Source organism: Halomonas eurihalina, assembly GCF_008274785.1.
In the GTDB taxonomy this organism is placed as follows: Bacteria; Pseudomonadota; Gammaproteobacteria; order Pseudomonadales; family Halomonadaceae; genus Halomonas; species Halomonas eurihalina.
The window spans coordinates 514,699-541,678 of record NZ_VTPU01000001.1; the positions used below are offsets into that span (position 1 = coordinate 514,699).

The window sequence follows — 26,980 nt, forward strand, 5'->3', positions numbered from 1 at the left end:
CCCATGAACCTCTTTCAACCGACACCGACCACCCGCAGCCTCTACTCCCGCCACGCCCATGGCCTGGGCACCTTCAGCCTGCGCCCGCTGCACCTGCCCGACGACCTGGCGCTGGTCCATGCCTGGGTCAGCGCCCCGCGGGCCCACTTCTGGGGTATGCAAGGGCACTCGCCGGAACGTGTCCTGGCCTTCTATCGCGACCTTCAGGAGAGCGACCACGCCCAAGGCTATCTGGGGCTGTTCGACGGCGAACCCGCCTTCCTGGTGGAGTGCTACGACCCACGCCACGACCCCATCGGCGAGCACTATGACGTCGCCGAAGGCGATAGCGGCATGCACTTCCTGGTGGCCCCGCCCGAAACGCCCCTGCCCGGCTTCACGACCCAGGTGATCACCACCATCCTGGCCTTCATGTTCGAGGATTCCGGGACGCGGCGCGTGGTGGTCGAACCCGACATCAACAACGCCGGGATTCACCCGCTCAACCGACGCGCCGGGTTTCACTATGAGCGCATCGTGGAACTCGAGGAAAAGACCGCGCACCTGGCGTTCTGCGACCGCGAGACCTTCGCCTCGGCGGTTAGCCGCCAGAACCCGCGCCTCGACCCGTCGCTGGCCGCCGAGCCGGGCCGTGCCACATCCCACCTCAAGCCCGAGCTCTGGAGCCATGCCAACCGCTGGCTGATCCGCAAAGCCATCGCCGAGTTCAGCCACGAACGGCTGATAGCGCCCGAGGCACTGGCCGTCGATGCAGCAGGCCACGGCGAGTATCGGCTCGTCGCGCCCGAAGGCAACATCGAATACCACTTCCGCGCCCGCCGTCTGGCACTCGATCACTGGGCGATCGATCTCGGCTCCCTGGAAAAGCGCGTCGACGGCGCCTCCGCCGAGCTCGACGCCCAAGGGTTCATTCTCGAGTTTCGCCAACCGCTGGGCATCGGCGAAGCCATGCTGCCGGTCTACCTCGAGGAGGTCGCCAGCACCCTGTTCGGCGGTGCCTACAAGCTCGATGACACCCGTCCCGACGCCGACGGCCTGGTCGGAGCCGACTTCCAGACCCTGGAGGCCGCCATGACCGAGGGCCACCCGGTCTTCGTCGCCAACAACGGCCGCATGGGCTTCGATGCCGTGGATTACCACGCCTACGCGCCGGAGGCCGCCGCGCCCATCACCCTGGTATGGCTGGCGGTTCACCGTGAGGATGCCCACTTCAGCGCCATCGAAGGCCTCGACTACGAACGCCTGCTGCACGAGGAGCTCGGCGAGGCCGGCCTGGCCGACTTTCATCGCCGGCTCGAAGCGCGCGGGCTCGCGCCGGACGACTACCTGCTGATGCCGGCTCATCCCTGGCAATGGTTCCACAAACTGGCCATCACCTTCGCCGCCGAAGTGGCGCGCCAGCGCATCGTCTGCCTGGGGCATGGGCACGACCAGTACCAGGCCCAGCAGTCGATCCGCACCTGGTTCAACATCAGCCAGCCTCGGCGGCGTTACGTGAAGACAGCGCTGTCGGTCCTCAACATGGGCTTCATGCGCGGTCTCTCGCCGCATTACATGTGCGCTACCCCGGCCATCAACGACTGGATCAAGCAACTGGTCGATGGCGACCCCGAACTGCGCGCCCAGGGCTTCACGGTACTACGCGAGCAGGCCGCCATCGGCTATCGCCGCGACGCCATCGAACCGGCCTTCGACCACTACAGCGCCTACAAGAAGATGCTGGCCTGCCTATGGCGGGAGAGCCCGATGCACTACCAGCAGGACGGCCAACGCCTGATGACCATGGCCGCCCTGCTGCACGTGGACGCCGAAGAGCACGCCCTGCTGCCACGGCTGATCGCCTCATCGGGACTCACCACCCTCGACTGGCTCGACCGTTACCTGCGCGTCTATCTGCGTCCGTTGCTGCACTGCTTCTATGCCCATGACCTGGTGTTCATGCCCCACGGCGAGAACCTGATCCTGCAACTCGAGGACGGCGTGCCGGTGCGGGCCATCATGAAGGATATCGCCGAGGAGATCGGCATCATGAACACCGAGGTGGAACTGCCCGGGGCCGTCTCGCGCATCAGCGTGGACGTCCCCGAACCGCTCAAGGTGCTGTCGATCTTCACCGATGTCTTCGACTGCTTTTTGCGCTTCATGTCGGCCCTGCTGGTCGAGCAGGGCGATATCAGCGAGGCGCGCTTCTGGGAGCGGGTCGCCCACTGCGTAATCGACTACCAGCGGGCGCATCCCGAGTTCACCGAGAAATTCGCGCGCTACGACCTCTTCGCGCCGGAGTTCACCCTTTCCTGCTTGAACCGACTGCAACTCAATGACCACCAGCAGATGATCGACCTGGCCGACCCGGCCGGCAACCTGCAGTTCGCCGGCACCTTGATCAACCCGATCGCCGCCTTCCGCCCCGAGAAAGAGGAGAAAGAGGAGAAAGAGGAAAAAGAAACGCAGGACGCAACGCGCGACATACCGGCCCAGGTCTAGGTGAACCGCTCAGTACCACCGCCCGGATCCCGCCAGGAGCCGGGCGGTGCTCAGTGATACCCCTCATGATCCCCGATACCACGGTTCCCAGGATGGAGCTACCCATGACGCCTTCTCTCGATCTCGACGCCCTCTTCCGGCGCCATGCCCAGGATCTCGCCGGCTATCTTCAGCGCCGGCTGTCCCGCCCCGAGCTGGCCGAAGACCTGTGCCAGGACGTTTTCCTGCGCCTCGGCCAGCATCCAGACCCCGATGCCCTCGAACAGCCCAGGGCCTATTTGTTCCGCATCGCCCGCAACCTGCTCATCGACCACCAGCGCCGCTGCCGCGTCCGTCCCGAAGGCCCGCCTGTGGATGCCTCCGGCATGTGCCTGACCTGCCCGCATGCCGACCCCGAGGCCGACGCCGAGCGCAGCCTGTGCTGGAAAGGGCTGCAGAGCGCCCTGGCGGAATTGCCGCCGCGACAGCGTCAGGCCCTGACCTGGCACCGGCTAGAGGGCCTCACCCAGGCCGAGATCGGTCGGCGCCTCGGCGTTTCGGAACGCATGGCGGGTCGCTACATCTCCCAGGCCCTCGAGGGCTGCCGGTGTCGACTGCTCGAATCGACCGCCTGAGCGACTCAATTTTGATAACGATTCCCATTTGTTTTACTATTCCGACACATCCATCCTCGACGGTGTCCCATGTCCTTCGCGCTGTCATCGCTGTACATCGGCCCCATGGAGCAATTGACACCACCGCGTGTGTCGACTCGCGCCACGCCCGATACCATTGCGGCCGCCGAGCTTCTGGACCCCGCCCGTCTCGAAGCATTGATGGCCGATTTCAGCGCCCGCTATCCCGGCGGCGACCGCCGCGCCCTGGTCTCGCTCTGGACCAAGTGGCATTTCGCCACCGTGGCCGCCACGACCCTGGCCGCCAACCTGATCCTCGAGCGCGACCTGCCCCTGGCGCTGGACGACCTGCGACTGATCCTGGCACCGGAGGGCCATATTGCTGGCCTGTGCCTCAAGGACGAAGGCCGCCCCCTGGCCGAGCTGGATGGCACCGCGCGCTTCACCACCCTGATCGATGAGCACCTGACACCCTTGATCGAAAGCCTGGCGGCCTATTCCGGGGCCTCGCCCAAGGTGTTCTGGAGCAATGCCGGCAACTACTTCGAGTACTTTGTCAGCGTCTTGCCGGCGCATCCCATGGCCACGGAGGCGATGGCCGAGCCGGCCCAGCGGTTGATGGCGTCCCGCAGCCTGGCCGACGGACGCCGCAACCCGCTGTACCAGCCGGTGCGCTATGTCGCAGCGAACGAGGCCTCCCCCAAGCGGGTCCGCCGGCTGTGCTGTATCCGCTACCTGATCGACGAACTCGGTTACTGCGAGAACTGCCCATTGGAATGCCGGGGCCACCGACGGCGTCAGGCGGAAACGACATGACGCGCCTCACCACCGAGCGCCAGCGCGTCCGGGCGCATACCTCGCAGGACCTCAGGGCCTATGGACAGCATTACGGCATCGACTACCACTTCCCTCATCTGGGCGACCGACCGCGTACCGTGGTGCGCGGCCGGGTCCAGGAGCTGACTCCCGGGCCGGGCATGCAACTGGTGGCCTCCGACATCGAGGTGCTGGAACGCTACGACTCCCGCTCCCGGGCCCCGGCGCCGCTGTCGATCATCGTCATGCTGGAAGGTGAGGCCGAGATCAGCCTGGCGCAACATCGCCTGACACTGCGCCCCGGCATGGCGCTCAGCGTCCAGCTCGACGATCGCCACGGCCTGAGCGCCGTGCAACCCGCCGGACAGCGCATCCGCGCCCTGACCCTGGGGCTCGACGAATCCCGGCTGACCGCCCTGGTCGGCGAGCCCGTTCCCTATCAGAGCTCGCACATGCGCGCCTGGCGCCTGCCTGCCACGCTGCGCAGCGCCCTCGAGGAGGCCATCGACACGCCCCTGGACGCCGCCGCGCAACGCCTTCAGCTCGAAGGCCTGAGCCTGCAACTACTGGCCCACGGCCTGCCCGACACCCGCCGAGCATCGCCGCCCGCTTCGGTCTCCCCCCCGGCCCCGGGCGAACAGCAGCGTCTCGAGCGGGTCCGCGAGGCCCTGCGCGCCGACCCGGCTCAGGAGCATCGTCTCGACGCCCTGGCCAGGCTCGCCGCCATGAGTCCCGCCAGCCTCAGGCGCAAGTACAGCGCCGCCTTTGGCAAGAGCGTCTTCGACGATCTACGCGAATACCGGCTCGCCCTCGCTCGGGATTACCTGACCCGTGGTTTCAGCGTGCAGCAGGCCGCCCATTTCTGTGGATATCGCCACGCCAGCAACTTCGCCACCGCCTTCCGACGCCATTACGGCGTCGCGCCGAGTTCCCTCGCCGAACATCTCTGAGCGCTGCGCATAAGCAGATGAGCACCCCGCATACTCATAACGGCCTATTAAAGGCAATAATTCTCATTACACAAGGGAGGCGCTGAATACATCGCCGAGCATAGTGAAGCGCAAGGCGCACGGAGCACAGAAAGCGAGACATAACACCTCGTTAGGCGAGCTTTCGAGTACCGCGCAACGCAGCGATTTGCATGCGCAGGCATTTATTCAGTGCTTCCCAAAGCTTCTTGGCCCGACAACAGCACACCCCCACAGGATACCCTGCATGTTCCGACCCACTCCCCTGGCGCTTGCCATCGCCCTGGCAACCTCCGGTACCGCCTTGACTACCCAGGCCCAGCAGACCGAACAGCTCGGTACCGTGACCGTCACCGGCACCGCAGCGACCAAGACCGAGACGCCCTTCAACGAGACGCCCCAGGCCACCTCTCGGGTCGAGCGCGATGACTGGGAAGAAAAAGGCGCCGAGACGGTGCAGCGCGCCCTGAACTATACGGCCGGGGTCTACGCCAACCAGGTCGGCGCCTCCAACCGCTACGACTACATCGTGATGCGCGGCTTCTCCGACGGCAGCCTGAGCAATACCTTCCTCGACGGCCTCAAGCTGATGGGCGATGCCAATTCCTACAGCTCGCTGGTCATCGATCCCTACTTCCTGGACAACATCGAGGTGGTCAAGGGACCGGCCTCGGTGCTCTACGGTCGCGCATCCCCCGGCGGCCTGGTCTCGATGACCAGCAAGCGGCCCGAGTTCGAGGACAGCGGGGAGATCCGTATCGGCGTGGGCAACAACGATCAGCGCAGTGCCGCCTTCGACCTCACCGGGCCGCTGGACGACGAGCGTCGCGTCGCCTTCCGCCTGACCGGCAAGGCCAGTGCCGCCGACACCCAGTTCGGCCCGATCGAGGAGGAGCGCTATGCCTTCGCGCCTCAACTGACCTGGGACATCACCGATGCCACTAGCCTGACCCTGCACGCCTACCTGCAGAAGGACCCCGAAGGCGGCTATCACTCCGGCGTGCCCTATGAAGGCGCGGTAGAAAGCCGCAACGGCCGGAAGATCGACAACAACTTCTTCGACGGCGAGGACGACTACGACAAGTTCGAGCGCACCCAACGCATGGTCGGCTACGACCTGGAACACCGCTTCAACGATGACTGGACAGCACGCCAGAAACTGCTCTACCTGAACACCGATGTTCATATGGATCAGGTCTATGGCTTCGGCTGGGCCAACGACACCGAACTCAACCGCTACTACGCCGGTGCCGAAGAGTCCATGGACGCCTGGACCCTGGACAACCAGTTGCAGGCCGAGCTGAAGACCGGCGCCGTCGACCACACCCTGCTGTTCGGCGCCGACTATCAGCGGCGCGAGAACGACGTGGTCTGGACCTCAGGCTCCTTCCCGACCATTGACGCCTTCAACCCCGAATACGGTGCCGACCCCATCGGTGATATAGCAACCACCAACGACGAGCGTCACGAACTGACCCAGACCGGGGTCTATATTCAGGACCAGATGGCCGTCGGCAACTGGCGCTTGTCCCTCGGTGGTCGCTACGACTGGGTCGACATCGAAAACACCGACAAGGGCACCGGCGACACCAGCAACCTGGACGACACCCAGTTCAGCGGCCGCGCCGGTCTGCTCTATGCGTTCGACAATGGCGTATCGCCCTATATCAGCTACTCGACCGCCTTCACGCCGACCAGCTTCATCGACGAAAACGGCGACCTGCTCAAGCCCATGGAAGGCCAGCAGCTCGAGACCGGGGTAAAGTACCAGCCCAACGGCACCCAGGACCGCTACAGCCTGGCACTGTTCCATATCGATCAGGAGAACGTGGCCACCAAGGAGCAGCCCTCCGATCCTTATGAGGCCATCGGCGAGATCGAGTCTCAGGGCGTCGAGCTCGAGGCCCACACCCAACTGACCGACAACCTGCGCCTGCAGGCCAGCTACAGCTTCACCGACATCACCTACGCCCAGAGCGACGACGGCAACGAAGGCAACCGCGCCATCTATGCGCCGCGTCACCAGGCATCGGTCTGGGGCCATTACCGTTTCGACGGCGGCACGCTCTCCGGTCTCGGCGCCGGCCTTGGCGTTCGCTACCGCGCCGATATCCAGGCCGACCGCGCCAACACCGAGCAGGTGCCAGACTATACTCTGGTCGACGCCGCCCTGAGCTACGACTTCGCCAACGTCGGCCTGAAGGGCGTTACCGGTCGCCTCAACGTCAACAACCTGCTGGACAAGGAATACGTGGCTTCCTGCAACTCGCTGCAGTACTGCTACTTCGGCGCGGAGCGTAGTGTGAAGGCCACCGTCAGCTACGCCTTCTAAATGAAACACTGATTTATTGCTGCGCTCCCTGAGCGTTGAGTCGTCGTCCGACAACTGGACTCATCCAACACCTTGACCTGATACCCCGGTGTGGCCTCCTCCCACCGGGGTTGATCTCTTCCCGGCCCTGGCAATACTGGGAAATGGACTCTCTCCATTTCCAGCCAACCGGTGAACGCCATGATCGACACGATATTGATGCATGAACCGGCGATCCGGCTCGGCGTCTTCACCGGCGTCTTGGCGGCGATGGCGCTCTGGGAAATCGCCGCACCGCGTCGGCCCCAGCGCTACTCACGCCGACAGCGCTGGCCGCACAACCTGATGATCGTGGCACTCGACACCCTGGCGGTGCGCCTGGTCTTCCCGCTGGCCGCGGTCGGGGCCGCCCTTCTCGCGGCCGAGCATGGCTGGGGCCTGTTCAACACGCTAGCCTCGCCGGGCTGGCTGGCGATTCTGGTGTCATTCGTGGCACTGGACATGGCCATCTACTTTCAGCATCGGCTGTTCCATGCCGTGCCCTGGTTCTGGCGACTGCATCGCATGCATCATGCCGATCTCGAATTCGACGTGACCACCGGACTCCGCTTTCATCCCCTGGAGATCCTGATCTCGATGGTCATCAAGCTTGCCGCGGTCATGGCGCTGGGCGCACCGATGCTCGCGGTGCTGATCTTCGAGGTCGTGCTCAATGCCACCTCGATGTTCAACCATGGCAATGTGCACTTGCCTGCCTGGCTCGACCGGCACCTGCGGCGGTTCGTGGTCACACCGGAGATGCATCGTGTGCATCACTCGATCATCCCCCGGGAGACCGACAGCAACTTCGGTTTCAACCTGCCCTGGTGGGACCACCTGTTCGGCACCTACCGCGCCCAGCCCGCTGCCGGCCACCTCGACATGACGATCGGCCTCGAGGCGTTCCGCGATGCCCGCGCCCTCCGGCTGGATCGCCTGTTGATCCAGCCGTTTCTCGACCCGTCTCGTCACGAGAGCGACAAGACGCCGCGTGCCTGACCATCACGTCGTCTGGCCGCGCCGCGTCACGTGCTCGATCCCGCTTCAGTCCGACAGCACTGCCCCGGCCTCGCCGGTCTGCACGCGCCACTGGGCCGCATATCGCCCTTGCCGCGACAGCAGCTCATCGTGGCGACCGCGTTCGACGACGCGCCCCGCCTCGACGACCGCGATCTCGTCGGCATGCACGATGGTCGAGAGCCGATGAGCGATCATGATCACCGTGCGCCCGTGGCCGATCCGCGCCAGCGAGCGCTGGATCGCCGCCTCGGTCTCGTTGTCCACGGCGCTGGTCGCCTCGTCCAGCACCAGGATCGGCGGATCCTTGAGCAACGCCCGGGCCAGCGACAGCCGTTGGCGCTGCCCGCCGGAAAGCCGTACGCCACGCTCGCCGACCGGTGTGTCGAGCCCTTGCGGCAGCGTCTGGATGAAGCCCCAGGCCTCGGCGGTGCGAGCCGCCTCGATCACCTCGTCCTCGTCGGCCTCGGGGCGACCATAGGCGATGTTGTCGCGCACCGAGCCCTCGAAGAGATAGACATCCTGACTGACCAGGCCGATGGCCTCGCGCAACGAGGTCAGGGTGAGCGTCTCGACCGGCTGGTCGTCGATCAGCACCTGGCCCTCGGCCGGATCCTGGAAGCGCAGCAGCAGCTTGATCAGCGTCGACTTGCCCGACCCCGTGGCACCCACCAGGGCCAGGGTGTGGCCGGACGGCACCTCGAGATCGACATCCTCGACCCCGGCGCCGGATTCGGCGTAACGAAACCCCACGCCCTCGAAGCGCACCGCGCCACGCACCGGACGCGCCAGATCGGAACCACCGGCGTCATGCACCTGGATCGGCGTGGCCAGCAGATCGAGGATGCGCCGGGTGCTGGCCATGGCCCGTTCGAACAGATCGATCACCTGGGCCAGCCCGGTCAGCGGCCACAGTAGTCGCTGGGTCAGGAACACCAGCACGCCATAGGCGCCGACATTGAGGTCACCGCGCAGGGCCATCATGCCGCCCACCGTGAAGGTCGCCAGAAAGCCGGTGAGGATCGCCATGCGAATCACCGGAATGAACGCCGAGCTGATGCGGATCGCCCGGCGGTTGGCCTCCACATAGGCCTCGCTGGTCTGACGCAGGCGCTCGGCCTCGCGCGCCTCGGCGGTGAAGCTCTTGATCGTCGCGATGCCCGCCAAGTTGTTGGACAACCGGCTGGCCAGCTCCCCAACACGCTCGCGCACCTCCGCGTACAGCGGCCCGGCCTTGCGCTGGAAGAAGAAGGCCCCCCATACGATCAGCGGAATCGGCGTGAAGGCCAGCAGCGCGATCAGCGGCGAAAGCACGAAGAACACCGCCCCTACCGCCACCACGGAGACCCCGACCTGGATCATGGAATTGGCGCCACCATCGAGGAAGCGCTCGAGCTGGTTGACGTCATCGTTCATGATCGCCACCAGGCGACCCGAGCTCTGCGCCTCGAAGAAGCTCATGTCGAGGCGTTGCGCGTGTTCGTAGGCATCCTGACGCAGCTCGGCCTGCAAACGCTGAGCCAAATTGCGCCACAGAATCTGGTAGAGGTACTCGAACAGCGACTCGCCGGCCCAGATGAAGAAGGTCAGTACCCCGAGCACCAGGATCTGCTCGCGGGCCGTGCTGAACCCCAGCCCGGCGACAAAGCTGTCCTCCTGGTTTACCACCACATCGATGGCCACCCCGATGAGAATCTCCGGGGCGATATCGAACAACTTGTTGATGATCGAACAGACCGTGGCGGCAATGATGTGCCGTCGATGCCCTCGGGCGTAACGCAACAGGCGTCCCAGAGCCTGAAAACTGCTCCTGCTCGACATGCGTGACACTCCTTGATCGCATGGAGACACCGGCGAGACGCCTCGACAATGCCGGCAAACGAAAAACGCCAGGGCCGGCGTGTCAGCCGACCCTGGCGAATCTACTATCGCCGCGCCCGGTCCGGGCGCGATCAGGCGTTGCCTCAGGCAGTGGCAGCCTGGTAGCGACGCTCGACTTCGTCCCAGTCGACCACGTTGAAGAAGGCCGCGATGTAATCGGGACGCTTGTTCTGATACTTCAGATAGTAAGCGTGCTCCCACACATCCAGGCCCAGCACCGGGGTGTTGCCGTTCATCAGCGGGCTGTCCTGGTTCAGGGTGTTCTCGACCACCAGCTTGCCTTGCGGGTCAACACTCAGCCAGGCCCAGCCACTGCCGAAGCGAGTCAGGGCTGCCTTGGTGAAGGCCTCCTTGAAGGCGTCGAAGCCGCCCAGTTCGCTGTCGATGGCCTCGGCCACCTTGCCCTTGGGCTGACCGCCGCCCTGCGGCGACATCATCTGCCAGAACATGGAGTGGTTGGAGTGGCCGCCGCCGTTGTTGATCACGGCCTGACGCTTGTCGCTGGGCACGCGATCGAGATTGGCAACCAGCTCGTCCACCGGCACTTCCTCGAGGCCAGTGCCCTCGAGCGCGGCATTCAGATTATTGACATAAGTCTGATGGTGCCGTGTGTGGTGGATCTCCATGGTCAAAGCATCGATATGGGGTTCCAGGGCATCGTACTGGTACGCAATCTCGGGCAGTGAATGCGGCATGATAAAGCATCCTCCTCGTTGATAAATGGTCGCGGGACCGCGACTCGTCGCATACAAGAGTATGGCAAATCAGGACTCTAGACACTAACGCAAAATGATTATCAATTTTCCATAGAATTTCTTCATCGACCTCATCGAGCGAATATTGATAACCATTCTTATCTGCTTTAGGCTAGCCGGGCGCGAGGCCATCGATGACGCCCTCACGCTCCCCAAGAGATGTGGAGTCCATCATGTTCGAAGTCAAGGCCGCGACCTTCGAGGTCAACGGCAGCCGGCTGTTGCATCCCACCGACCTCAGCTTCGACGAGGGGCGGGTCTACGGCCTGATCGGCCATAACGGCTCCGGCAAGTCGACTCTGCTCAAGCTGCTGGCCCAACAGCAACCCGCCAGTCGCGGCGAGGTGCGCTTCGACGATCGACCCCTGGCCCGCTGGGGCCACCGCGAGTTCGCCCGCCAGGTCGCCTACCTGCCCCAGCACCTGCCCAGTGCGGAGAACCTGACCGGTCGCGAGCTGATCGGCTTCGGCCGCTACCCCTGGCACGGCTTGCTCGGGCGGCATACCCGCGAGGACAGCGACCAGGTCGAGCGTGCCATCGAACTCACCCACACCCAGGCATTCGCCGACCGCCTCGTCGATACGCTTTCCGGCGGCGAGCGCCAGCGCGTCTGGCTGGCCATGCTGCTGGCCCAGGGCAGCCGCTTCCTGCTGCTCGACGAGCCCCTGGCGGCACTGGATATCGCCCATCAGGTCGAGGTTCTGGCGCTGGTGCGCCAGTTGTGTCGCGAACTCGGTCTGGGCGTGGTCATCGTGCTGCACGACGTCAACATGGCGGCGCGCTACTGCGATCACCTGGTGGCCCTGCACAGCGGTCGAATCCTTGCCCAGGGCAGCCCCAGGGAGATGATGGACGATGCTACCCTTGAGGCCATCTACGGCATTCCCATGCGTGTCATGTCCCATCCCGGTGGAGAACATCCCATCGCCGTCGTTCATTGACCTCAAGCCATGACGTCATGCTCCTGAGTTTCGGTCCCGCCCCCCGTTCCACCACGTACCGTCGCGCCACTCTGCGCGGGCTGGCCGTCTCGCTGCTACTCGGCTGTCTCATCATCGCGCCGACTGCCCTCGCCGCCTCGCCCCGCATCGCGACCCTCGACTGGACCCTGGCCGAGACCCTTCAGGCACTGGGCACGCCGCCCGAAGCGGTCGCCCAGGTCGATGCCTATCATGCCTGGGTCGGCGAGCCCCACCTGCCCGGAAGCGTGACCGATCTCGGCTTGCGCACCCAACCCAATCTCGAGCTGCTGTCGGACCTCGCCCCTGACCAGATCCTGATCTCGCCGATGTTCGCCAATCTGACACCACGCCTGTCGCGCATCGCGCCGGTGCAGAACTTCACGCTCTACACGCCCGGACGCGACACCTGGCAGGAAATGCGCGAACTGACGCATGGCGTCGCGGAACTCGTGGGCCGTCCCGAGGCCGCCAACCGGCTGATCAAGAGCACCGAGGCACGTATCGACGAGCTGCGTCGACAACTGCCCGATGACACTCCGCCGCTGCTGGTCGTCCAGTTCATGGACGCGCGCCACGTTCGCGTCTTCGGTGACAACGGTCTGTATCAGGCGGTGCTGGAACGCCTCGGCCTCGACAATGCCTGGCCCGGCAAGACGAACGCCTGGGGCTTCTCGCTGGCCGGCATCGAGTCGCTGGCGAATCTCGACGCCCGTCTGGTGGTGGTCGAGCCCTATCCCGCCGGCGTCCGCGAGACGCTCGAGAAAAGCGGGCTCTGGCAGGGGCTGATTCACGACAGCCGAGGCGAGCCCCTAGTACTACCGCCGGTCTGGAGCTTCGGCGCCCTGCCCTCGGCACAGCGCTTCGCCGAGCAACTCACCGCCGCGCTGGAGTCGCCTCATGCTCGCTAGGCCAGCCTTCCGCCTGACCCCGGGCGTCGCTTGCATCCTGCTCTGCCTGGCCCTCGTGGCGCTGGCCTCGACGAGCCTGAACGATGGCGCAGGGTTCACCGCCGGTCTGCAGGCCCTGTTCGGCAGCGCCAATCCCACGATGGACACCCTGGTGCTGCATTTCAGCTGGTGGCCGCGGCTGGTCATGTCGCTGCTGGCCGGCGGCGGCCTGGCGCTGGCCGGCGTGCTGATGCAGCAGGTATTGCGCAATCCACTGGCGGCGCCCACCACCCTGGGGGTGGCCAGCGGTGCCAACCTGGCCCTGATGGTCGCCACCCTGTTGGCTCCCGGACTGCTGGGCTGGGGACGCGAATGGGTCGCGCTGCTCGGCGGCGGGTTGGCCATGGCGCTGGTGTTCTCGCTGGCCTGGCGACGCGGGTTGGCCCCGGTGGTCGTGGTGCTCGGCGGTCTGGTGGTCAACCTCTACCTGGGGGCGCTGGGCATCGTGCTGCTGCTCTTCCACCAGGAGGAACTCAAGGGACTGCTAATCTGGGGGGCCGGCTCGCTAGCCCAGAACGACTGGAGCGGCGTGGCCTTCCTGGCGCCCCGCCTGGCCATCGGCGCCCTGGCAGCCTGGTTGCTGCTGCGCCCCCTGGCGGTGCTCGAACTCGACGACGCCAGCGCCCGCAGCCTGGGCGTCTCGCTGCGCGCATTGCGACTGGCCGGCCTCGGCTTGGCGGTCTTTCTCACCGGCTGCGTGGTCAGCGTGGTCGGCGTGATCGGCTTCATCGGCCTCGCCGCACCCAATATCGTCCGCCTGGCCGGCGCCCGTCGCCTCGGCCAGCGACTGCTCTGGTCAACGCTACTGGGCGCTCTGCTACTGGCCACCACCGACCAGTTGCTCCAACGTTTCACCGGCCAGGTATCGGGCCTGATTCCGACCGGCGCCGTCACCGCCGCCCTGGGCGCGCCCCTGTTGATCTGGCTGATTCCACGTCTGAAACTGCGCGGCGACCAGCCCCCCGGTACGGCCTCCGCGCCGGCCGGCCGCCACCCCACACCCGGCCGCCTGGCGGGCGGGCTGGTTCTGGGATTGCTCGTCGTGACGCTGGTAGCGCTGTTCGCCGGCCAGACCGCCAGTGGCTGGTCCTGGCTCTCGCCCGGCAACTGGGAGGTACTGCAGTGGCGGCTGCCCCGGGTCCTCGCCTCGGCCGGCTGCGGCGTGATGCTGGCACTGGCCGGCACCCTGATCCAGCGCGTCACCGCCAACCCCATGGCCAGCCCCGAGGTACTGGGCATCAGCGGGGGCAGCGCCATCGCCCTGATCCTGGCCATCTTTCTGCTGCCCGCGCCCGACAACCTGACGCTGGTCGGCGTGGGCACCCTGGGGGCGTTGGCCAGTCTCGGCGTGCTGCTCCTGATCAACGGTCGCAGCGGCCTGTTGCCCGAGCGCCTGTTGTTGACCGGGGTGGCGATCACCGCCGCCTTCGACGCCGTACGCGCCATCGTGCTGGCCGGCGGCGACCCGCGCGGCCAGCAGGTCATCGCCTGGCTGTCAGGCTCCACCTATTACGTCGACCTGACCAGCGCCCTGATCGTCGTCGCGCTAGCCTTGGTGCTCGGCCTGATGACCGGCCCACTGGCTCGCTGGCTGGATATCCTGCCGCTGGGCGCCGCCACCTCCCGGGCACTGGGCATCGGCCTGAAGCGATCTCGCCTGCTGCTGTTGCTGCTGGTCGCCCTGCTCACCGCCGCTGCCACCCTGGTGGTCGGTCCGCTTTCCTTCGTCGGCCTGCTCGCCCCGCACCTGGCCCGCCTGCTGGGTTTCTCCCGGGCGAGCATGCATCTGCTGGGCGCGGCCTTGGCCGGCGCCCTGTTGATGGTGCTGGCCGACTGGGTGGGACGCCAGTTACTGTTCCCGCAGGAGATTCCTGCCGGTATCGTCGCCTCCCTGCTGGGCGGGGCTTATTTCATGTGGGGGCTGCGCCGGCTCTAGGCATTGTCTGAAAACTGCCTGCGCTCGTCGACTTTTCAGACAGTGCCTAGTTACCGGGGGCAATCTACCGGGGCAATCGAGGCGGACGGAGACCATGCAATGACAACGGACGACATTCGATATCACAGCAGCCATTGGGGCACCTTTTCGGCCCGGCATCGCAATGGCACGCTGGAAATCACGCCGTTCGCCAAGGATCCCGATCCCTCCCCCGTTCTCGACAACATTCCAGCCGCGTTGAACCACCCGGCACGCTTGAGCAAGCCCCTGATACGCCGTGGATGGCTGGAAAACGGCCCGGGCCCCGACAGGCGTCGGGGCGAGGATGACTTCGTCGAAGTCGAGTGGGACGAGGCCCTCGACCTGGCGGCGAAAGAACTCAGGCGACTGGGTGCCGGGCCCGATCAGCGCCGGGATGGCCCTGTCGCCGGCGCCCACGTTTTCGGTGGTTCCTATGGCTGGGCCTCGGCCGGTCGCTTTCACCATGTCCAGAGCCAAATCCACCGCTTCCTCAATGCCGTCTTCGGCGGTTACGTCGGCTCGGTCGACAGCTATTCATCGGCGGCCGGGGCCGTCATCCTGGAGCTCGTCTGGGGCAACCCGCTGAACCACCCTCCCAGTTGGCGAGAGATCGCGGAAGATACCGAGTTGCTGATCGCCTTTGGCGGCCTGGCCCTGCGCAACCATTCTTCCAGCCCCGGCGGCACGAGCCAGCACGTTGCCCGGTCGACCCTCGAAGCCGCCGCTGCCCGGGGTTGTCAATTCGTCTCGGTCAGCCCGCTCCGCGACGATTTCGCCGACCTGCCCGAGGTCACCCGCTTGGCCCCGCGTCCCGCGACCGATGTTGCCCTCATGCTGGGGATGGCCTGGCACCTGCATGCCAGCGGCCGGGTCGACCACGACTATCTGGCCCGATACACCCGAGGCTATGAACATTTTGAGGCCTACCTGACGGGCAAGGCCGATGGCATTGCGAAAACCCCGGAATGGGCGGCGGAGATCTGCGACCTGCCCGCCGGGCAAATTGTCGACCTGGCCGAACGCGCTGCCAGCAAGCGCACCCATATCACCGTCGCTTATTCGCTACAGCGCTCACGCTACGGCGAAGAGCCGATCTGGATGGCCCTGACACTGGCCGCGATGCTCGGCCAGTATCCAAGCCGCGGCGCCGGCTTCTCCTACGGCCTCGCCTCGATCGGCAACCTGGGCAAGCCGCCTCTGGATGTGCCGCTGCCCGTCCTGCCGCAGGGGCGCAATCGGGTGGATGACGTCATCCCGGTAGCGCGCATCGCCGAGCTATTGCTGAACCCGGGCGAGCCCTACACCTACAAGGGTGAAACGCGCCACTACGCGGACATCCGGCTGGTCTACTGGGCGGGCGGCAATCCCTTCCATCATCATCAGGACCTGGAAAAACTACGCGAGGGCTTCACCAGACCGGACACGGTCATCATCCACGAAAGCGTCTCCACCGCCTCCACTCGCTACGCCGACATCATCTTTCCGGCCACGCTAAGCGCGGAACGCGAAGACATCGGCGCCAGCAGCCGTGATCCCTTCATGGTCCCGATGCAACAATTGGCACCGCCACGCCACGAGGCCCGTGATGACTACGCCATCTTCACCGAGCTGGCCGCCAGGCTGGATTGCAAGGAGCCCTTCACGGAGGGGCGGACCAGCCGGGAATGGCTGCGCCATATGTACAAGCCCACCCGGCGGGCACTGGGCCAACGTGGCCTGCCGGCCCCCGATTTCGATGAGTTCATGCTAGGTGAGCCGCTTGAACTGCCGGTAGCATCGGCTCCGGGGCACATGACGCGTTTCCACGAAGACCCGGATGCCAACCCTCTGGACACTCCCAGCGGCAAGCTCGAGATCTGGTCGGACATCGTCGCGAGCAGCGGCTTGCCGGGGCATCCCGCCTGGATCGAACCAGAGGAGTGGCTCGGAGGGGAACTCACCCGCATCCATCGTTTCCAGCTGGTGGCCAACCAGCCGAGAGGACGCCTGCACAGTCAGCTGGATTTTGGCGCGACCAGCATGTCACTCAAGCAGGATGGCCGGGAGTGCGCTCGACTGAATCCACAGGATGCCGCACGCATGGGCATTCAGGATGGCGATGTCATCCGCTTGTGGAACCAGCGGGGCGCGACGCTTGCCGCAGCGCGCATCAGCGACGACCTGCCGCCCTGCGTCGTCCAGCTCTCCACGGGCGCTTGGTATGCGCCGCGGGACCTCCAGGGCTCGGGCATGACCTGCGTTAACGGCAACCCGAACATCCTGACATCGGATATCGGCGCATCCGGGCTCAGCCAGGGCTGTGCCGGACAGCTGACCCTGGTCTCGATCGCCAGGTGGGACGCGCCGCTACCCGATGCGGTCCCCCACGAGGCGATGCTCCAGATTTCCCGTCGTCGCCCCCGTGAAGCAGCGCCGGGCGTCACACCGTCCGGCGATGCGTGATGCCGCCTACCACCGATAGCTCAGGCTGCCGATGACACTGCGCGATTCGCCGTAGTAGCACCAGAAGTCGCAGCTGGCCACATACTCCTTGTCGATCAGGTTGTTGACGTTGACCTGGGCACGCCAGTGATCGGCGAAGTCGTAGCTGGCCATGGCATCGACCAGGGTGTAGTCCGGCACCGTGATGTCGCCATCGACGCTCTCGCCGACATAGCGTACCCCGCCACCGAGCTTGAGCCCTCGCAGGGCACCCTGCTGGAAGCCGTAATCCAGCCAGGCCGAGGCCTGATGACGCGGAATCAAGGCGGCACGATTATCCTCGGCGTCACGGGCATCGGTGTAGGTGTAGGACGCCGTGAGCTGGAGCTGATCGGTCAGATACCCCACGCTTTCGATCTCCAGGCCCGTGGCGCTGCGTTCGCCGGCCTGAGCCTGATAACCAGCCGGGGTGGTTTCGAAGGAATTGGACTCCTCGATGTCGAACACCGCCGCGCTGACATAGCCATCCCAGAATAGCGGCGCATACTTGATGCCGGCTTCCCACTGCTTGCCTTCGATTTCCTCGAAGATCGCGCCGTCCACATTGGTCTCGGCCTGCGGGCTGAACGACTCGGTATAGCTCAGGTAAGGGCTGATCCCATTGTCAGCCAGATACATCACACCGCCGGAATAGGAAGTGTGCGACTGGGTCTCATCGACGGTGACATCGAGGGACTGATTGGTATTTTCCACGTCGGCACTGTCGTGACGAACGCTACCCAGCAGCACCCAACGATCATCGATGCGCAACTGATCCTGCACATAGATGCCAAGCTGCTGCTTGTCGATCTGTCGACCGAAGAGCTGGCTCCGATCCACCGGTGTGATGGAGGTATCGGGATCGAAGATATCGACGGTGTCATAGGTGAAGTCGTCGAATTCCTTGCCGTCGAGGCTCAGTTCCTGATAGTCGACCCCAAGCAACAAGGTGTTTTCCGTGCGTTCGGTGTACCACTTGCCGATCATGCGGTTGTCGACCGTCAGGTTGTCGATCTCGCCATCGCGCTGCAGGTGCCCACGATAGGCCGTGCGGCCATCGCCGGTGGCGAAATCCATGTAGGTGCTGCGCAGGTCCAGATCGAGATGGCTGTAGCGGAAGTTCTGTTCGAACTTCCAGGTGTCATCAAGCCGATGGCTCAGCTCATAGCCGAGGCTCACCTGGGTGCGCTCGTCCTTGTCGTAGTCCGGCGCCCCATAGTTGGTCTCGGGGTCGACCTTGCCGAAAGGCGTATCCTGAATCGTTCCATAGGCCAGCTTGAAGGGGTTTTCAGGGACGCCGTCGTCCTTCTGGATGCTGGCCAGCAGGGTCAGCTCGGTGTCATCCGAGATGTCCCACTCAAGGCTCGGCGCGAAGTAGTAGCGCTCGTTGTCGGTACCGTCCAGGTCACCATCGCGCTCCTTGTAGAGCCCGACCATGCGGTAGCGGACATCGCCGCTCTCGGTGACCGGCCCAGAGGTGTCGAAGGCCAGTTGACGGTGCTGCCGATTGCCGGCCTGGATGTTGATTTCACCGCGTGGCTCGGCCGTCGGTCGCTTGCTGACGGCGTTGATCAGGCCCCCCGAAGGCGCCTCGCCGTAGAGGATCGATGCCGGCCCCTTGAACACATCGACGCTTTCCAGACCATAGGGCTCCGGCGTCCACTCGTAATACCCCGGATCGAACAGGCGCAGGCCGTTCATGTAGGTTGCCTGATCGAAGCCGCGCACCTTGAACCAGTTGGTATTGTTATCCGCGCCATAATGCCCCGACAGCACACCGGCGCGATAACGAAAGCTCTCGTCGAGGCTCTGGACATTGCGCTCGTCCAGTTCCTCGCGCTGCACGCTGGATACCGAGCGCGGCGTCTCGGCAAGCGGCACCGCCACCTTCAAGGCCGTGGCGGTAACCACCACGGTGTCGGACTCGACGCCATCATCCTGGGCCAGGGCGCTCATCGGCAACCCCAGCAGTGCGCCGGACAAGGTCAGTCCCAGCGCACGCCGAACGGCAATCGCCATCGGTGAACGGAACGGGGTGGAAGGATGTGGATGTGGCATCGGCAAGCCTCGGTGGTAAGAATGGCAGCGAAAAAGTGACATCGTGCCGATATCGACGACATTCGGCACATGGATGTAGATGATAATTGTTGTTACCTAGATTCACAATTATCCACACATTTCACCACCGGCTCGATGTCCCCTCATCGTGAGCCCGATAGCCGGCACAGCGAGGAAATGATTATGCGGCGATGGGACAGAGACGCATTCCTTGCTACGCTCATTTTCTTTTCAAGGGTGCTGGTCAATGCAACACATCATGATGGGCGCCGGGATTCGGCGCCTGGGGCTTGGAATGGCCCTGCTCCTGCTGCCCTCGATGGTCGCGGCACACCCGCATGTATGGGCGGACATCAGCGTGAAGGTGATCCTCGATGATCAGGGCCGCGTCGAGGCATTGCGTCAGCGCTGGCGACTCGACCCCTTCTACAGTCTGGTGCTGATGGAAGAATTGAAGGCAGCCGAGGGAGACGCTCCCATGGAGGCCCGCCTCGACCAGTTGGGCTCGGAGATTCGCGACAACCTGGCACCCCGGGACTACTTCACCGAAATAACCCACGATGGCGAACCGGTCGAGACGGACGACGTCAGGGAGTACACCACCATGGCCCACAATGACCGGGTGGAGTTCATGTTCCTGCTGCCCCTGGCCCACCCCCTGGCACTGGGCCAAGCCCCTCTGCGTTACCGGATCTATGATCCGAGCTACTACATCGAGATGGTCCATGAGATCAACGACGACCAGACACCCCGGGCAGATGCCCTGGTGGTGACGGGAGCCGAGTGCACGACCCGCATCATCGCCGCCGATCCCGATCCAGAGCAGGTCGCCATGGCCTCCCGCCTGGACCGCACCGACGAAGCCCCGGATGGCCTGGGCCGCTTCTTCGCCGAAACGGGAGAGGTGCAATGTACTTCGTCATAACGTACGTCGCCATAACGTACGTCGCCATGATGCCCAGCCGGGAACGCCACCGTATTACCGCAACCTGGAGACGATACGATGCGCGACGCCTCTGATAAGCCGCCACGCGTCTCCGGATGGTGGATCGGTGCCCTGCTGCTGGCCACGTTTCTCTGGCTACTTTGGCAGTATGGCCAGCCTCTCGGCCTGCAACTGGTGGCCTGGCAGCGCGACCTGCATCGCGCCCTGACCCTCTCGATCAGCGAGCTTTCGGGAGCGCCCTCTCCACAGACCTGGAGCCTGCTGCTCGCCCTCAGCTTCGGCTACGGCGTCTTCCATGCCGCCGGTCCCGGCCACGGCAAGGCAGTGCTCAGCACCTACCTGCTCACCCAGGGCGGGGCCCTGCGACGCGCCCTCACCCTCTCATGCGCGGCCGCCCTGCTGCAGGCGCTGGTGGCGATTGCGCTGGTGGCAGTACTGGTACACGGTCTTGGCTGGTTGACGCGCCAGGCCCTCGGCTCGGTGGTCTGGGTCGAACGCGCCAGCTACCTGACGATCAGCCTGCTGGGTGCCTGGCTGTGCTGGCGAGCCATCCGGCAACTGCGCCACGCCCATCACCACCATGCCACTCATGACCACTCGCACCACACTCACCACTCGTCATGCGATTGCGCCCATCACATCACCCCGACTCAAGCCAACGATTGGCGCACCGCCCTGCTCACGGTGATCTCCATCGGCATCCGCCCCTGTAGCGGTGCCGTTCTGATGGTGGGTGCCGCCTCGCTGCTGGGGCATTTCTGGGTCGGCGTGCTGGCAGCATTGACCATGGCGGCAGGCACCGCACTGACGGTTTCCACCCTCGCCCTGGCCAGCGTCACGGCGCGAGGCTGGGCGGAACGCCACCTGGCCCGACAATCCCGTTCCGGGCACCTCCAGCGACGACTCGGCTGGGCAGCCCTGGGCGGCGGCCTGCTCATCCTGCTGCTGGGCATCGGCCTGTTTCTGGTCGACGGAACGAGCGACCGGGGCCCACTGCCCCTGCTGGAGACACCGCAGGCAGAGTCAGACACGGCCACCCCGCGCTCGCCCCTGGGTCTTTAGGGCAGAGGGTCTTTAGGGCAGAGCATCCTCGCGATAACAGAGGAAACGATGCCATGGCACGTGCTCGAGCAGCGGGTACGTGATACGCCGAGGCATCTCGGCGTCGAACAACGAGGAAACTGGCGGCAACCGATGTTAATCGACGGCGCCAGCACCGGACGGGTCTCCCGGGACCTCGTCACAGGCCCCGGGCTCAGCGATGGCTCCTGCGAGCCGACAGAGCGCAATGGCAGCCACACCACACAAGGCCAGCACCAGGGGCATGACATGAGGCCCCTGCACGACCAGGCTGGCGAGATAGCCCACGGCGGCGGCGACCAGGTAGTGCAGGGTGCCCATCAGGGCCGAGGCCACACCGGCCTGCGTTCCGCCAGCGTTCATGGTCAGCGCCGTCAGATTGCCGAACACCAGGCCGAGCGCACCGATCGCCACGGCCAGCAGCACGCCATAGACCTCGAGGGTGGCCATGTCCGCCATCACGGCCAGAAACAACAGCGCCCCGGCCAGGGCATGCAGGCCGAGCCCGAGCAAGGTGACCCGCGCGGGCGTCATGCCCCGCCCAGCCAGCTTGTTGGCCAGCGTTCCGCCAAGGATCAGCCCCACCGAATTGGCGGCGAACAGATAGCTGAAATGGGTCGGCGTCATGCCGAAATGCTCGGTGAACACGAAGGCAGCGGCACTGATGTAGGTAAACAGCGACCCCAGCACGAAGCCGCCGGCCAGCGTATAGGCCATGAAGACCCGGCGGCGCGACTGGGTGAGATAGCCGCGCATCACGCTGCCGGCGTTCAACGGAGTGCGCCGCTCCGGGGCCAGAGACTCGGGGATGGCCGCCAGGCTCCATACCAGGCCGATGCCACCGAGCACCGCCAGCACCCAGAAGATACCGCGCCAGCCACCATGCTCGAGCAGAAAGCCGCCCATCATGGGCGCCAGAACCGGCGCGACCATCATCACCTGCATCAGCAGCGAGAAGATTCTGGCGGAGCTTTTCACGTCGCAGAGGTCGGCCACGATCGCGCGCGGCGCCACCAGACCGGCGGCCGCACCGATGGCCTGGGCGAAGCGGGCGACCAGCAGCCACTCGAGGGTCGGCGCCAGCGCCGCGCCCACCGAGCCCGCCACGAAGATCACCAGCCCCACCATGAGCGGCATCCGGCGTCCGAAGCGTTCCAGCAGCGGGCCATACAGGCACTGACCCAGTGCCAGCCCGGCCAGGAACACGGACAGCGTCTGCTGGACGCTGCCGGCCGAGACCCCGTAGGTCTGCGCGATCATCGGCATGCCGGGCAGGTACATGTCGATGGCCATGGCATCGAGTGCCGTCAACAGGGCCAGCAAAATCACCAGCGCTATGCCTATAGCGCTCTGGGCCTGGTAAGTGGCCTGGCGAGCGGTCTGTTCAACCATGGCGCGCTCCTGCTACAAGACGTTCGATACTTTCGTTCATGAGACGCTCCAGAGCTTCGAGGCGCGCCTCGAAGCGCTCCTGGCCGATATAGATCAGCGCCACGTGCAGGCTGTCGACCAGCCCCATGTAGGCATGACCCATGACCTCGGCGTCCTGATCGGCGAGCCCCCCTCCGACGTGGCGACGCAGCGCCGTCGTAAAATCCATCAACAGCTGCTGCATGTAACCTTCATAGCCCTCTTGCAGCTCATGAAAGAGCGACTCGGGAGGGATATAGGAAGTGCGCAGTAAAAAGCGGAAATGGTCGGAGTCGGCGTAGCGGGCCAGCAAGGACTCGCAGTAACGGAGTCCCGGCAGAGTGGGCTCGGGCGCTTCGAAGCACTCGTGAGCAAAACGTGCCTCGACCTCCAGGGCGTCTTCAAAGACCGCCAGAAACAGCGCATCCTTGCTTTTTACATGCGAATAAAGCGATGCCTTGCGAATACCGGCATCGGCCGCGATACGGGACAGCGAGGCCCCCTCATAGCCATGCCGGGCGAACTGCACGACGGCGGCATTGAGTACCCGTCGCAGCGCGGGTGTCGTGGTGGATGACATCTCGTCGACTCCAGAACATTCAGGCCTTGATGACGTTTGCCCAAGGGGCGCTTGGCGTCGGCATTCTAACCCAAAAAACTACCGACCGGTAGGTAGCTTTTTCGATCATCAAAAAAATTGCCTTTCCGCCCGTCGGCCAGCCGGTCACGCTCGATGCGATCGTGACCGGCGCCTTGCGACATTATTCTTTTCAAAACATGGTGTTGTCGTTGGCGGAGTCTTCCGGCACCGTCTGGATCACATCCCAGTGCTCGACGATCTTGCCCTCCTCGACGCGGAAGATATCGACCACGGCCTCGCCGCGATCCTCATCGCCGTTGGTCGAGTGGACGTGCAGCCAGACCAGGTCACCATCGGCGGCGCTGCGCACGATCTCGCTTTGGTAGTCCGGGTTTTCCTTGAAGTAGCCGGCAAAGTAATCCACGAAGGGTGCCTTGCCGTCAGGCACTCCCGGATTGTGCTGAATGTAGTCCTGCGCCAGCACACGGGTGCTCTGCTCGGTCTCGTGCTCGTTGAAAAATTGATCATAGAACTCGGTGACCAGCGCACGGTTGGCCTCCTCGGTCTTTACGTCACGCTCGGATTGCGCAAAAGAAGCGACAGGCATGGCGAGTAACAGCGCGGTAGTGGCCACGCCCAGGGAGTTCAGGACCGACATAGGGATACTCCAAGTGTTGGTTGGGTCGATCAATAGCCGACGGTGAAGCGCTGGCGTGAATGGGCGGGCGCTTCAAGCTCATCCACCATCGCGATGGCGTAGTCTTCGAAGGAGATACTGGAGCCAGCGTCATGGGTCAGCAGTTGGTCCTGCCCGAGGCGAAACTTTCCGGTACGCTCGCCGGGCACGAACTCGGCCGAGGGAGACAGGAATGTCCAGTCGAGATCATCGACGCCGCGCAAGAAGTCCAGAAACTCGCCACCGGCGTACGCTTCGGGCTTGTAGGCTTCGGGGAAATCCGGCTGGTCGATGACCTTCTCGCCGGGCGCCACTTCAAGGCTGCCGGCCCCGCCCACCACCAGATAGCGTGCCACGCCGGCATCACGCACGGCTCCCACCAGCGTTCCGACATCGCTTGCCGTAAAGGGAACGGCGCTGATAACGGCGTCATGCCCCTTGAGCAGTGCTGCCAATGCCCGCTGGTCATTGGCATCGCCCTGCTTCGGCGTGACGCCGGGCAAGGGGGCAATCCTGTCCGTATTGCGAGCAATGGCGGTCACCTGATGCCCGCGATCGGACAGTTCGGCGAGAATACGCGAGCCTGCATCGCCCGACGCCCCGATAAGCGCAACTTTTGCCATGAGAAGTCTCCTTGAGTTCATTTCTGACACATGGTCTACAAGGCAGACCATGGGATAAACTTATGGGAGTTCCTGTGACGGCACAAGACGTCATCTTCACCTGACATGGTCACGTCAATGTGACCACTGAAATAGATGAAGGGCCACGACCATCCATGGAGAGATCATGACAACCACTCCTGACGGCAAAGAGGTGATTTTCGAACAGCCCTGCCCGATTCGCGACGTGCTCGACCGCATCGGCAATCAGTGGAGTCTGCTGATTCTGGAAGCCCTGGCTCCCGGTACCCTGCGCTTCAATGCCCTGATGCGCGAGATCGGCGATATCTCGAAGCAGATGCTCTCCCGCACGCTCAAGCAGCTGGAGCAGGATGGCTTCATCACGCGTACGCTCTACCCCGAGGTTCCCCCGCGGGTGGAATACACGCTGACCCCGCTGGGGCATTCCTTTCTCGAGCCGATGCAGCAGCTCGTGGACTGGGCGGATACGCATCACCACGCCATCGTGGCCGCTCGCGCTCGGTATCAGGCCGAGAACGATCAGGCCTGATAGCACGAGTACAGCTCTCGGCCCCCCCACCGTTCAGACGCTATCGAGGCTTCCCACCGCATCCTGGCTGGCCCGTTCCCGCTGCTGGCCGGTCAGTTCACGGAGCTGGCCATCGCGCATCTCGAGCAGACGGTCGGCATGACCGAAGTAGGCATCGTCGTGGCTGACGGCCAGCACCGTCTTGCCCAGTTCGCGAAGCCGAGGCAGCAAGGCCTGGTAGAAGGTGCGGCGGAACTGTGGATCCTGATCGGCGGCCCACTCGTCCAGCAGCAGGAAGTCACGCTGCTCGGCCACGGCCAGCAACAGCGCCAGGCGCTTGCGCTGTCCCTGGGAGAGTTGCGGATTGGTGACCCGATCGCCGTCGAAATGCAGCTTTTCCTCCATGGCCAGCCGCTCCAGCCAATCCTCCACCAGGGCGGGATCGGGCGCTGTGCCCTCTTGCCCCATCAGCCGGTCGAAGAGGTGGAAGTCGGTGAAGACCGCCGAGAAGCTGCGTCGATAGGCTTCCCACTGATCCGGCTCGAGTGCACAGCCATCGAGCAGGATCTCGCCCTCATGAGGCTGATAGAGCCCCGTCAACAAGCGGGCCAGGGTCGACTTGCCGCTGCCGTTGCCACCGATCAGGAATACCTGCTCGCCGCGTTTCAGGGTCAGGTCGATGGGCCCGACCGCGAAGCCCCGCCCCTGCTCGCCGTCGGCATAGCGAAAGGTGACGCCGCGCAGTTCCAGGGTCTGCCAGTCCCCCAGAGGCTCGCCACTGGCGAAAGCCTCGCGGTAATCGGCCAGTTGCAGGCTTTCGAGCTTATCGAAGGCGACCTGGGCGCCCAACAGGGTCGGCAACGCGCCCACTGCCTGGATCAGGGGCGTACGTAGAAACAGCAGCGTCAGGGAATAGGTCGCCGCCACATTGGTGTTGGCCCAGCCGAGCCCGTTGGCCAGGAAGAACGCCAGGCCGATGGCCCCAAGCATCATGATGTTGGACCAGTTGACGGCGCTCAGGTGGAAGGTGTCGGAGCGGATGATGTGATGGCGATACTCGCGGGCATTGCGGGTGTAGACCTCATCGAACAGCCGGCGCGCGCGATCGCGATTGAGCGCGAGTTCCTTGCGCCCTTCGATCACCGCCGCGTAATCCTGATAGAGGCGATCCTCGGTCTCGCGCACCCGCCCGAGATGCCGATAGACCCGTGAGACCAGCAGCCAGCCGACGATCACGGTCACCGCCACCCAGACAGCGGTGACCGCCAGCATGCCGGGCGACAGCCAGGCCAGGTACAAGGCCGACCCCAGCGTCAGGATCACGCCCTGCACCAGCTCGGGCAAGCGCACGAAGGCAATGGTGATCTGGCGCACGTCACTGGAGAGACTGGCCATGAGGTTGGCGCCGCCCAGTCGTTCGACACGCTCGATGTCGGTGTCGAGGATCCGCTTGATCAGCCGCCCCCGCAGCCGATAGACGAAATGGTGGCCCAGGGTGGTCAGGGCCAGTTGCGCCCCGAGGGTGATGCCCAGCAACAGCACGATCAGCCCGATGAACTGCGGCAGCACCACCAGCGGATCGCCATGGGCCTCGATCAACCGCCGGTTGATGAAGGCGATGACGCCGATTCCCAGACCGGCACTCGCCAGGCTGAGCGCCATGACAGCGATGAACGGCCAGCGATAGTGGCGAAAGACGACGCGCAAGAGTTCCACGGATGATCCTCGTCGAGACAATGGCGGGGCATTGTGGCGCATTGTCTCGGCAAGTCAACGACGCCCCGACGGTCTGGCGCATCAGACTCGCCACGAAAGATAAGCAATCATTTGCACCAGAAAATGTAAAACATTATCATTTGCCGCGCGT

21 protein-coding genes are annotated in these 26,980 nt (G+C 64.6%); 13 read left to right on the top strand and 8 right to left on the bottom strand.

Annotated elements, in window-relative coordinates; translation table 11 throughout:
* The first annotated feature begins 3 nt into the window (after positions 1-3).
* From FZZ93_RS02625 to FZZ93_RS02650, 6 genes are all read left to right on the top strand, one after another.
* Positions 4-2,484 (top strand): GNAT family N-acetyltransferase, encoded by a 2,481-nt coding sequence (locus tag FZZ93_RS02625; protein WP_149320762.1) that lies wholly within the window; start codon positions 4-6, stop codon positions 2,482-2,484.
* 104 nt (positions 2,485-2,588) lie between these two features.
* Positions 2,589-3,098 carry an RNA polymerase sigma factor gene (locus FZZ93_RS02630; RefSeq protein WP_149320763.1) on the top strand — a complete coding sequence of 170 codons (510 nt, stop codon included), beginning with the start codon at positions 2,589-2,591 and terminating at the stop codon, positions 3,096-3,098.
* Positions 3,099-3,167: 69 nt separating this feature from the next.
* Positions 3,168-3,914 carry a siderophore-iron reductase FhuF gene (gene fhuF, locus FZZ93_RS02635; RefSeq protein WP_149320764.1) on the top strand — a complete coding sequence of 249 codons (747 nt, stop codon included), beginning with the start codon at positions 3,168-3,170 and terminating at the stop codon, positions 3,912-3,914.
* Positions 3,911-4,864 carry a helix-turn-helix transcriptional regulator gene (locus tag FZZ93_RS02640; RefSeq protein WP_149320765.1) on the top strand — a complete coding sequence of 318 codons (954 nt, stop codon included), beginning with the start codon at positions 3,911-3,913 and terminating at the stop codon, positions 4,862-4,864. The genes fhuF and FZZ93_RS02640 overlap by 4 nt, the downstream gene beginning before the upstream one ends.
* 265 nt (positions 4,865-5,129) lie before the next feature.
* On the top strand, positions 5,130-7,214 hold the full coding sequence (locus tag FZZ93_RS02645; protein ID WP_149320766.1) for a TonB-dependent siderophore receptor: 2,085 nt from the start codon (positions 5,130-5,132) through the stop codon (positions 7,212-7,214).
* A gap of 180 nt (positions 7,215-7,394) precedes the next feature.
* Positions 7,395-8,231, top strand: coding sequence for a sterol desaturase family protein (locus tag FZZ93_RS02650; RefSeq protein ID WP_149320767.1), 837 nt, complete (start codon positions 7,395-7,397; stop codon positions 8,229-8,231).
* A 45-nt stretch (positions 8,232-8,276) separates the two neighbouring features.
* Here FZZ93_RS02650 and FZZ93_RS02655 read toward each other — a convergent pair whose 3' ends face one another.
* Together FZZ93_RS02655 and FZZ93_RS02660 are read right to left on the bottom strand one after the other, a co-directional pair.
* A complete protein-coding gene (locus tag FZZ93_RS02655; RefSeq protein ID WP_149320768.1) occupies positions 8,277-10,070 on the bottom strand; it encodes an ABC transporter ATP-binding protein in 1,794 nt (597 codons plus the stop codon).
* A gap of 143 nt (positions 10,071-10,213) precedes the next feature.
* On the bottom strand, positions 10,214-10,825 hold the full coding sequence (locus tag FZZ93_RS02660) for a superoxide dismutase (protein WP_149320769.1): 612 nt from the start codon (positions 10,823-10,825) through the stop codon (positions 10,214-10,216).
* Between the two features lie 233 nt (positions 10,826-11,058).
* Here FZZ93_RS02660 and FZZ93_RS02665 point away from each other — a divergent pair, with 233 nt between their 5' ends.
* From FZZ93_RS02665 to FZZ93_RS02680, 4 genes are all read left to right on the top strand, one after another.
* Positions 11,059-11,826 carry an ATP-binding cassette domain-containing protein gene (locus FZZ93_RS02665; protein ID WP_149320770.1) on the top strand — a complete coding sequence of 256 codons (768 nt, stop codon included), beginning with the start codon at positions 11,059-11,061 and terminating at the stop codon, positions 11,824-11,826.
* 17 nt (positions 11,827-11,843) lie between these two features.
* Positions 11,844-12,755, top strand: a complete 912-nt coding sequence (locus tag FZZ93_RS02670) for an ABC transporter substrate-binding protein (RefSeq protein WP_149320771.1) — start codon at positions 11,844-11,846, stop codon at positions 12,753-12,755.
* A complete protein-coding gene (gene fhuB / locus FZZ93_RS02675) occupies positions 12,745-14,730 on the top strand; it encodes a Fe(3+)-hydroxamate ABC transporter permease FhuB (RefSeq protein ID WP_149320772.1) in 1,986 nt (661 codons plus the stop codon). Before FZZ93_RS02670 ends, fhuB begins: the two co-directional genes overlap by 11 nt.
* Before the next feature lie 99 nt (positions 14,731-14,829).
* Positions 14,830-17,193, top strand: coding sequence for a molybdopterin-dependent oxidoreductase (locus tag FZZ93_RS02680; protein ID WP_149320773.1), 2,364 nt, complete (start codon positions 14,830-14,832; stop codon positions 17,191-17,193).
* A gap of 6 nt (positions 17,194-17,199) precedes the next feature.
* Here FZZ93_RS02680 and FZZ93_RS02685 read toward each other — a convergent pair whose 3' ends face one another.
* Positions 17,200-19,269, bottom strand: coding sequence for a TonB-dependent siderophore receptor (locus FZZ93_RS02685; protein WP_149320774.1), 2,070 nt, complete (start codon positions 19,267-19,269; stop codon positions 17,200-17,202).
* Positions 19,270-19,516: 247 nt separating this feature from the next.
* Here FZZ93_RS02685 and FZZ93_RS02690 point away from each other — a divergent pair, with 247 nt between their 5' ends.
* The gene (locus FZZ93_RS02690; protein ID WP_149320775.1) at positions 19,517-20,194 is read left to right on the top strand and encodes a DUF1007 family protein; all 678 of its coding nucleotides are present in this window, start codon (positions 19,517-19,519) and stop codon (positions 20,192-20,194) included.
* A gap of 78 nt (positions 20,195-20,272) precedes the next feature.
* Positions 20,273-21,277 carry a nickel/cobalt transporter gene (locus FZZ93_RS02695; protein ID WP_149320776.1) on the top strand — a complete coding sequence of 335 codons (1,005 nt, stop codon included), beginning with the start codon at positions 20,273-20,275 and terminating at the stop codon, positions 21,275-21,277.
* A gap of 135 nt (positions 21,278-21,412) precedes the next feature.
* On the opposite strand, the gene FZZ93_RS02700 is transcribed toward FZZ93_RS02695, so the two are convergent.
* From FZZ93_RS02700 to FZZ93_RS02715, 4 genes are all read right to left on the bottom strand, one after another.
* Positions 21,413-22,687 carry a multidrug effflux MFS transporter gene (locus FZZ93_RS02700; protein WP_149320777.1) on the bottom strand — a complete coding sequence of 425 codons (1,275 nt, stop codon included), beginning with the start codon at positions 22,685-22,687 and terminating at the stop codon, positions 21,413-21,415.
* Positions 22,680-23,285, bottom strand: coding sequence for a TetR/AcrR family transcriptional regulator (locus FZZ93_RS02705; protein WP_149320778.1), 606 nt, complete (start codon positions 23,283-23,285; stop codon positions 22,680-22,682). Before FZZ93_RS02705 ends, FZZ93_RS02700 begins: the two co-directional genes overlap by 8 nt.
* A 190-nt stretch (positions 23,286-23,475) precedes the next feature.
* Positions 23,476-23,943, bottom strand: a complete 468-nt coding sequence (locus FZZ93_RS02710; protein ID WP_149320779.1) for a nuclear transport factor 2 family protein — start codon at positions 23,941-23,943, stop codon at positions 23,476-23,478.
* A gap of 29 nt (positions 23,944-23,972) precedes the next feature.
* A complete protein-coding gene (locus FZZ93_RS02715; RefSeq protein ID WP_149320780.1) occupies positions 23,973-24,584 on the bottom strand; it encodes an NAD(P)-dependent oxidoreductase in 612 nt (203 codons plus the stop codon).
* Between the two features lie 166 nt (positions 24,585-24,750).
* On the opposite strand from FZZ93_RS02715, the gene FZZ93_RS02720 reads away from it, so the two are divergent.
* On the top strand, positions 24,751-25,134 hold the full coding sequence (locus FZZ93_RS02720; RefSeq protein ID WP_149320781.1) for a winged helix-turn-helix transcriptional regulator: 384 nt from the start codon (positions 24,751-24,753) through the stop codon (positions 25,132-25,134).
* 33 nt (positions 25,135-25,167) lie between these two features.
* Here the strand turns inward: FZZ93_RS02720 and FZZ93_RS02725 are convergent, their stop codons facing one another.
* On the bottom strand, positions 25,168-26,829 hold the full coding sequence (locus FZZ93_RS02725; protein WP_149320782.1) for a multidrug ABC transporter permease/ATP-binding protein: 1,662 nt from the start codon (positions 26,827-26,829) through the stop codon (positions 25,168-25,170).
* Positions 26,830-26,980: the final 151 nt, after the last annotated feature.

Coding starts and splice junctions, on each gene's coding strand:
- FZZ93_RS02625 (WP_149320762.1), top strand. CDS start 4: ATGAACCTCTTTCAACCGACACCGACCACCCGCAGCCTCTACTCCCGC.
- FZZ93_RS02630 (WP_149320763.1), top strand. CDS start 2,589: ATGACGCCTTCTCTCGATCTCGACGCCCTCTTCCGGCGCCATGCCCAG.
- fhuF (WP_149320764.1), top strand. CDS start 3,168: ATGTCCTTCGCGCTGTCATCGCTGTACATCGGCCCCATGGAGCAATTG.
- FZZ93_RS02640 (WP_149320765.1), top strand. CDS start 3,911: ATGACGCGCCTCACCACCGAGCGCCAGCGCGTCCGGGCGCATACCTCG.
- FZZ93_RS02645 (WP_149320766.1), top strand. CDS start 5,130: ATGTTCCGACCCACTCCCCTGGCGCTTGCCATCGCCCTGGCAACCTCC.
- FZZ93_RS02650 (WP_149320767.1), top strand. CDS start 7,395: ATGATCGACACGATATTGATGCATGAACCGGCGATCCGGCTCGGCGTC.
- FZZ93_RS02655 (WP_149320768.1), bottom strand. CDS start 10,070: ATGTCGAGCAGGAGCAGTTTTCAGGCTCTGGGACGCCTGTTGCGTTAC.
- FZZ93_RS02660 (WP_149320769.1), bottom strand. CDS start 10,825: ATGCCGCATTCACTGCCCGAGATTGCGTACCAGTACGATGCCCTGGAA.
- FZZ93_RS02665 (WP_149320770.1), top strand. CDS start 11,059: ATGTTCGAAGTCAAGGCCGCGACCTTCGAGGTCAACGGCAGCCGGCTG.
- FZZ93_RS02670 (WP_149320771.1), top strand. CDS start 11,844: ATGCTCCTGAGTTTCGGTCCCGCCCCCCGTTCCACCACGTACCGTCGC.
- fhuB (WP_149320772.1), top strand. CDS start 12,745: ATGCTCGCTAGGCCAGCCTTCCGCCTGACCCCGGGCGTCGCTTGCATC.
- FZZ93_RS02680 (WP_149320773.1), top strand. CDS start 14,830: ATGACAACGGACGACATTCGATATCACAGCAGCCATTGGGGCACCTTT.
- FZZ93_RS02685 (WP_149320774.1), bottom strand. CDS start 19,269: ATGCCACATCCACATCCTTCCACCCCGTTCCGTTCACCGATGGCGATT.
- FZZ93_RS02690 (WP_149320775.1), top strand. CDS start 19,517: ATGCAACACATCATGATGGGCGCCGGGATTCGGCGCCTGGGGCTTGGA.
- FZZ93_RS02695 (WP_149320776.1), top strand. CDS start 20,273: ATGCGCGACGCCTCTGATAAGCCGCCACGCGTCTCCGGATGGTGGATC.
- FZZ93_RS02700 (WP_149320777.1), bottom strand. CDS start 22,687: ATGGTTGAACAGACCGCTCGCCAGGCCACTTACCAGGCCCAGAGCGCT.
- FZZ93_RS02705 (WP_149320778.1), bottom strand. CDS start 23,285: ATGTCATCCACCACGACACCCGCGCTGCGACGGGTACTCAATGCCGCC.
- FZZ93_RS02710 (WP_149320779.1), bottom strand. CDS start 23,943: ATGTCGGTCCTGAACTCCCTGGGCGTGGCCACTACCGCGCTGTTACTC.
- FZZ93_RS02715 (WP_149320780.1), bottom strand. CDS start 24,584: ATGGCAAAAGTTGCGCTTATCGGGGCGTCGGGCGATGCAGGCTCGCGT.
- FZZ93_RS02720 (WP_149320781.1), top strand. CDS start 24,751: ATGACAACCACTCCTGACGGCAAAGAGGTGATTTTCGAACAGCCCTGC.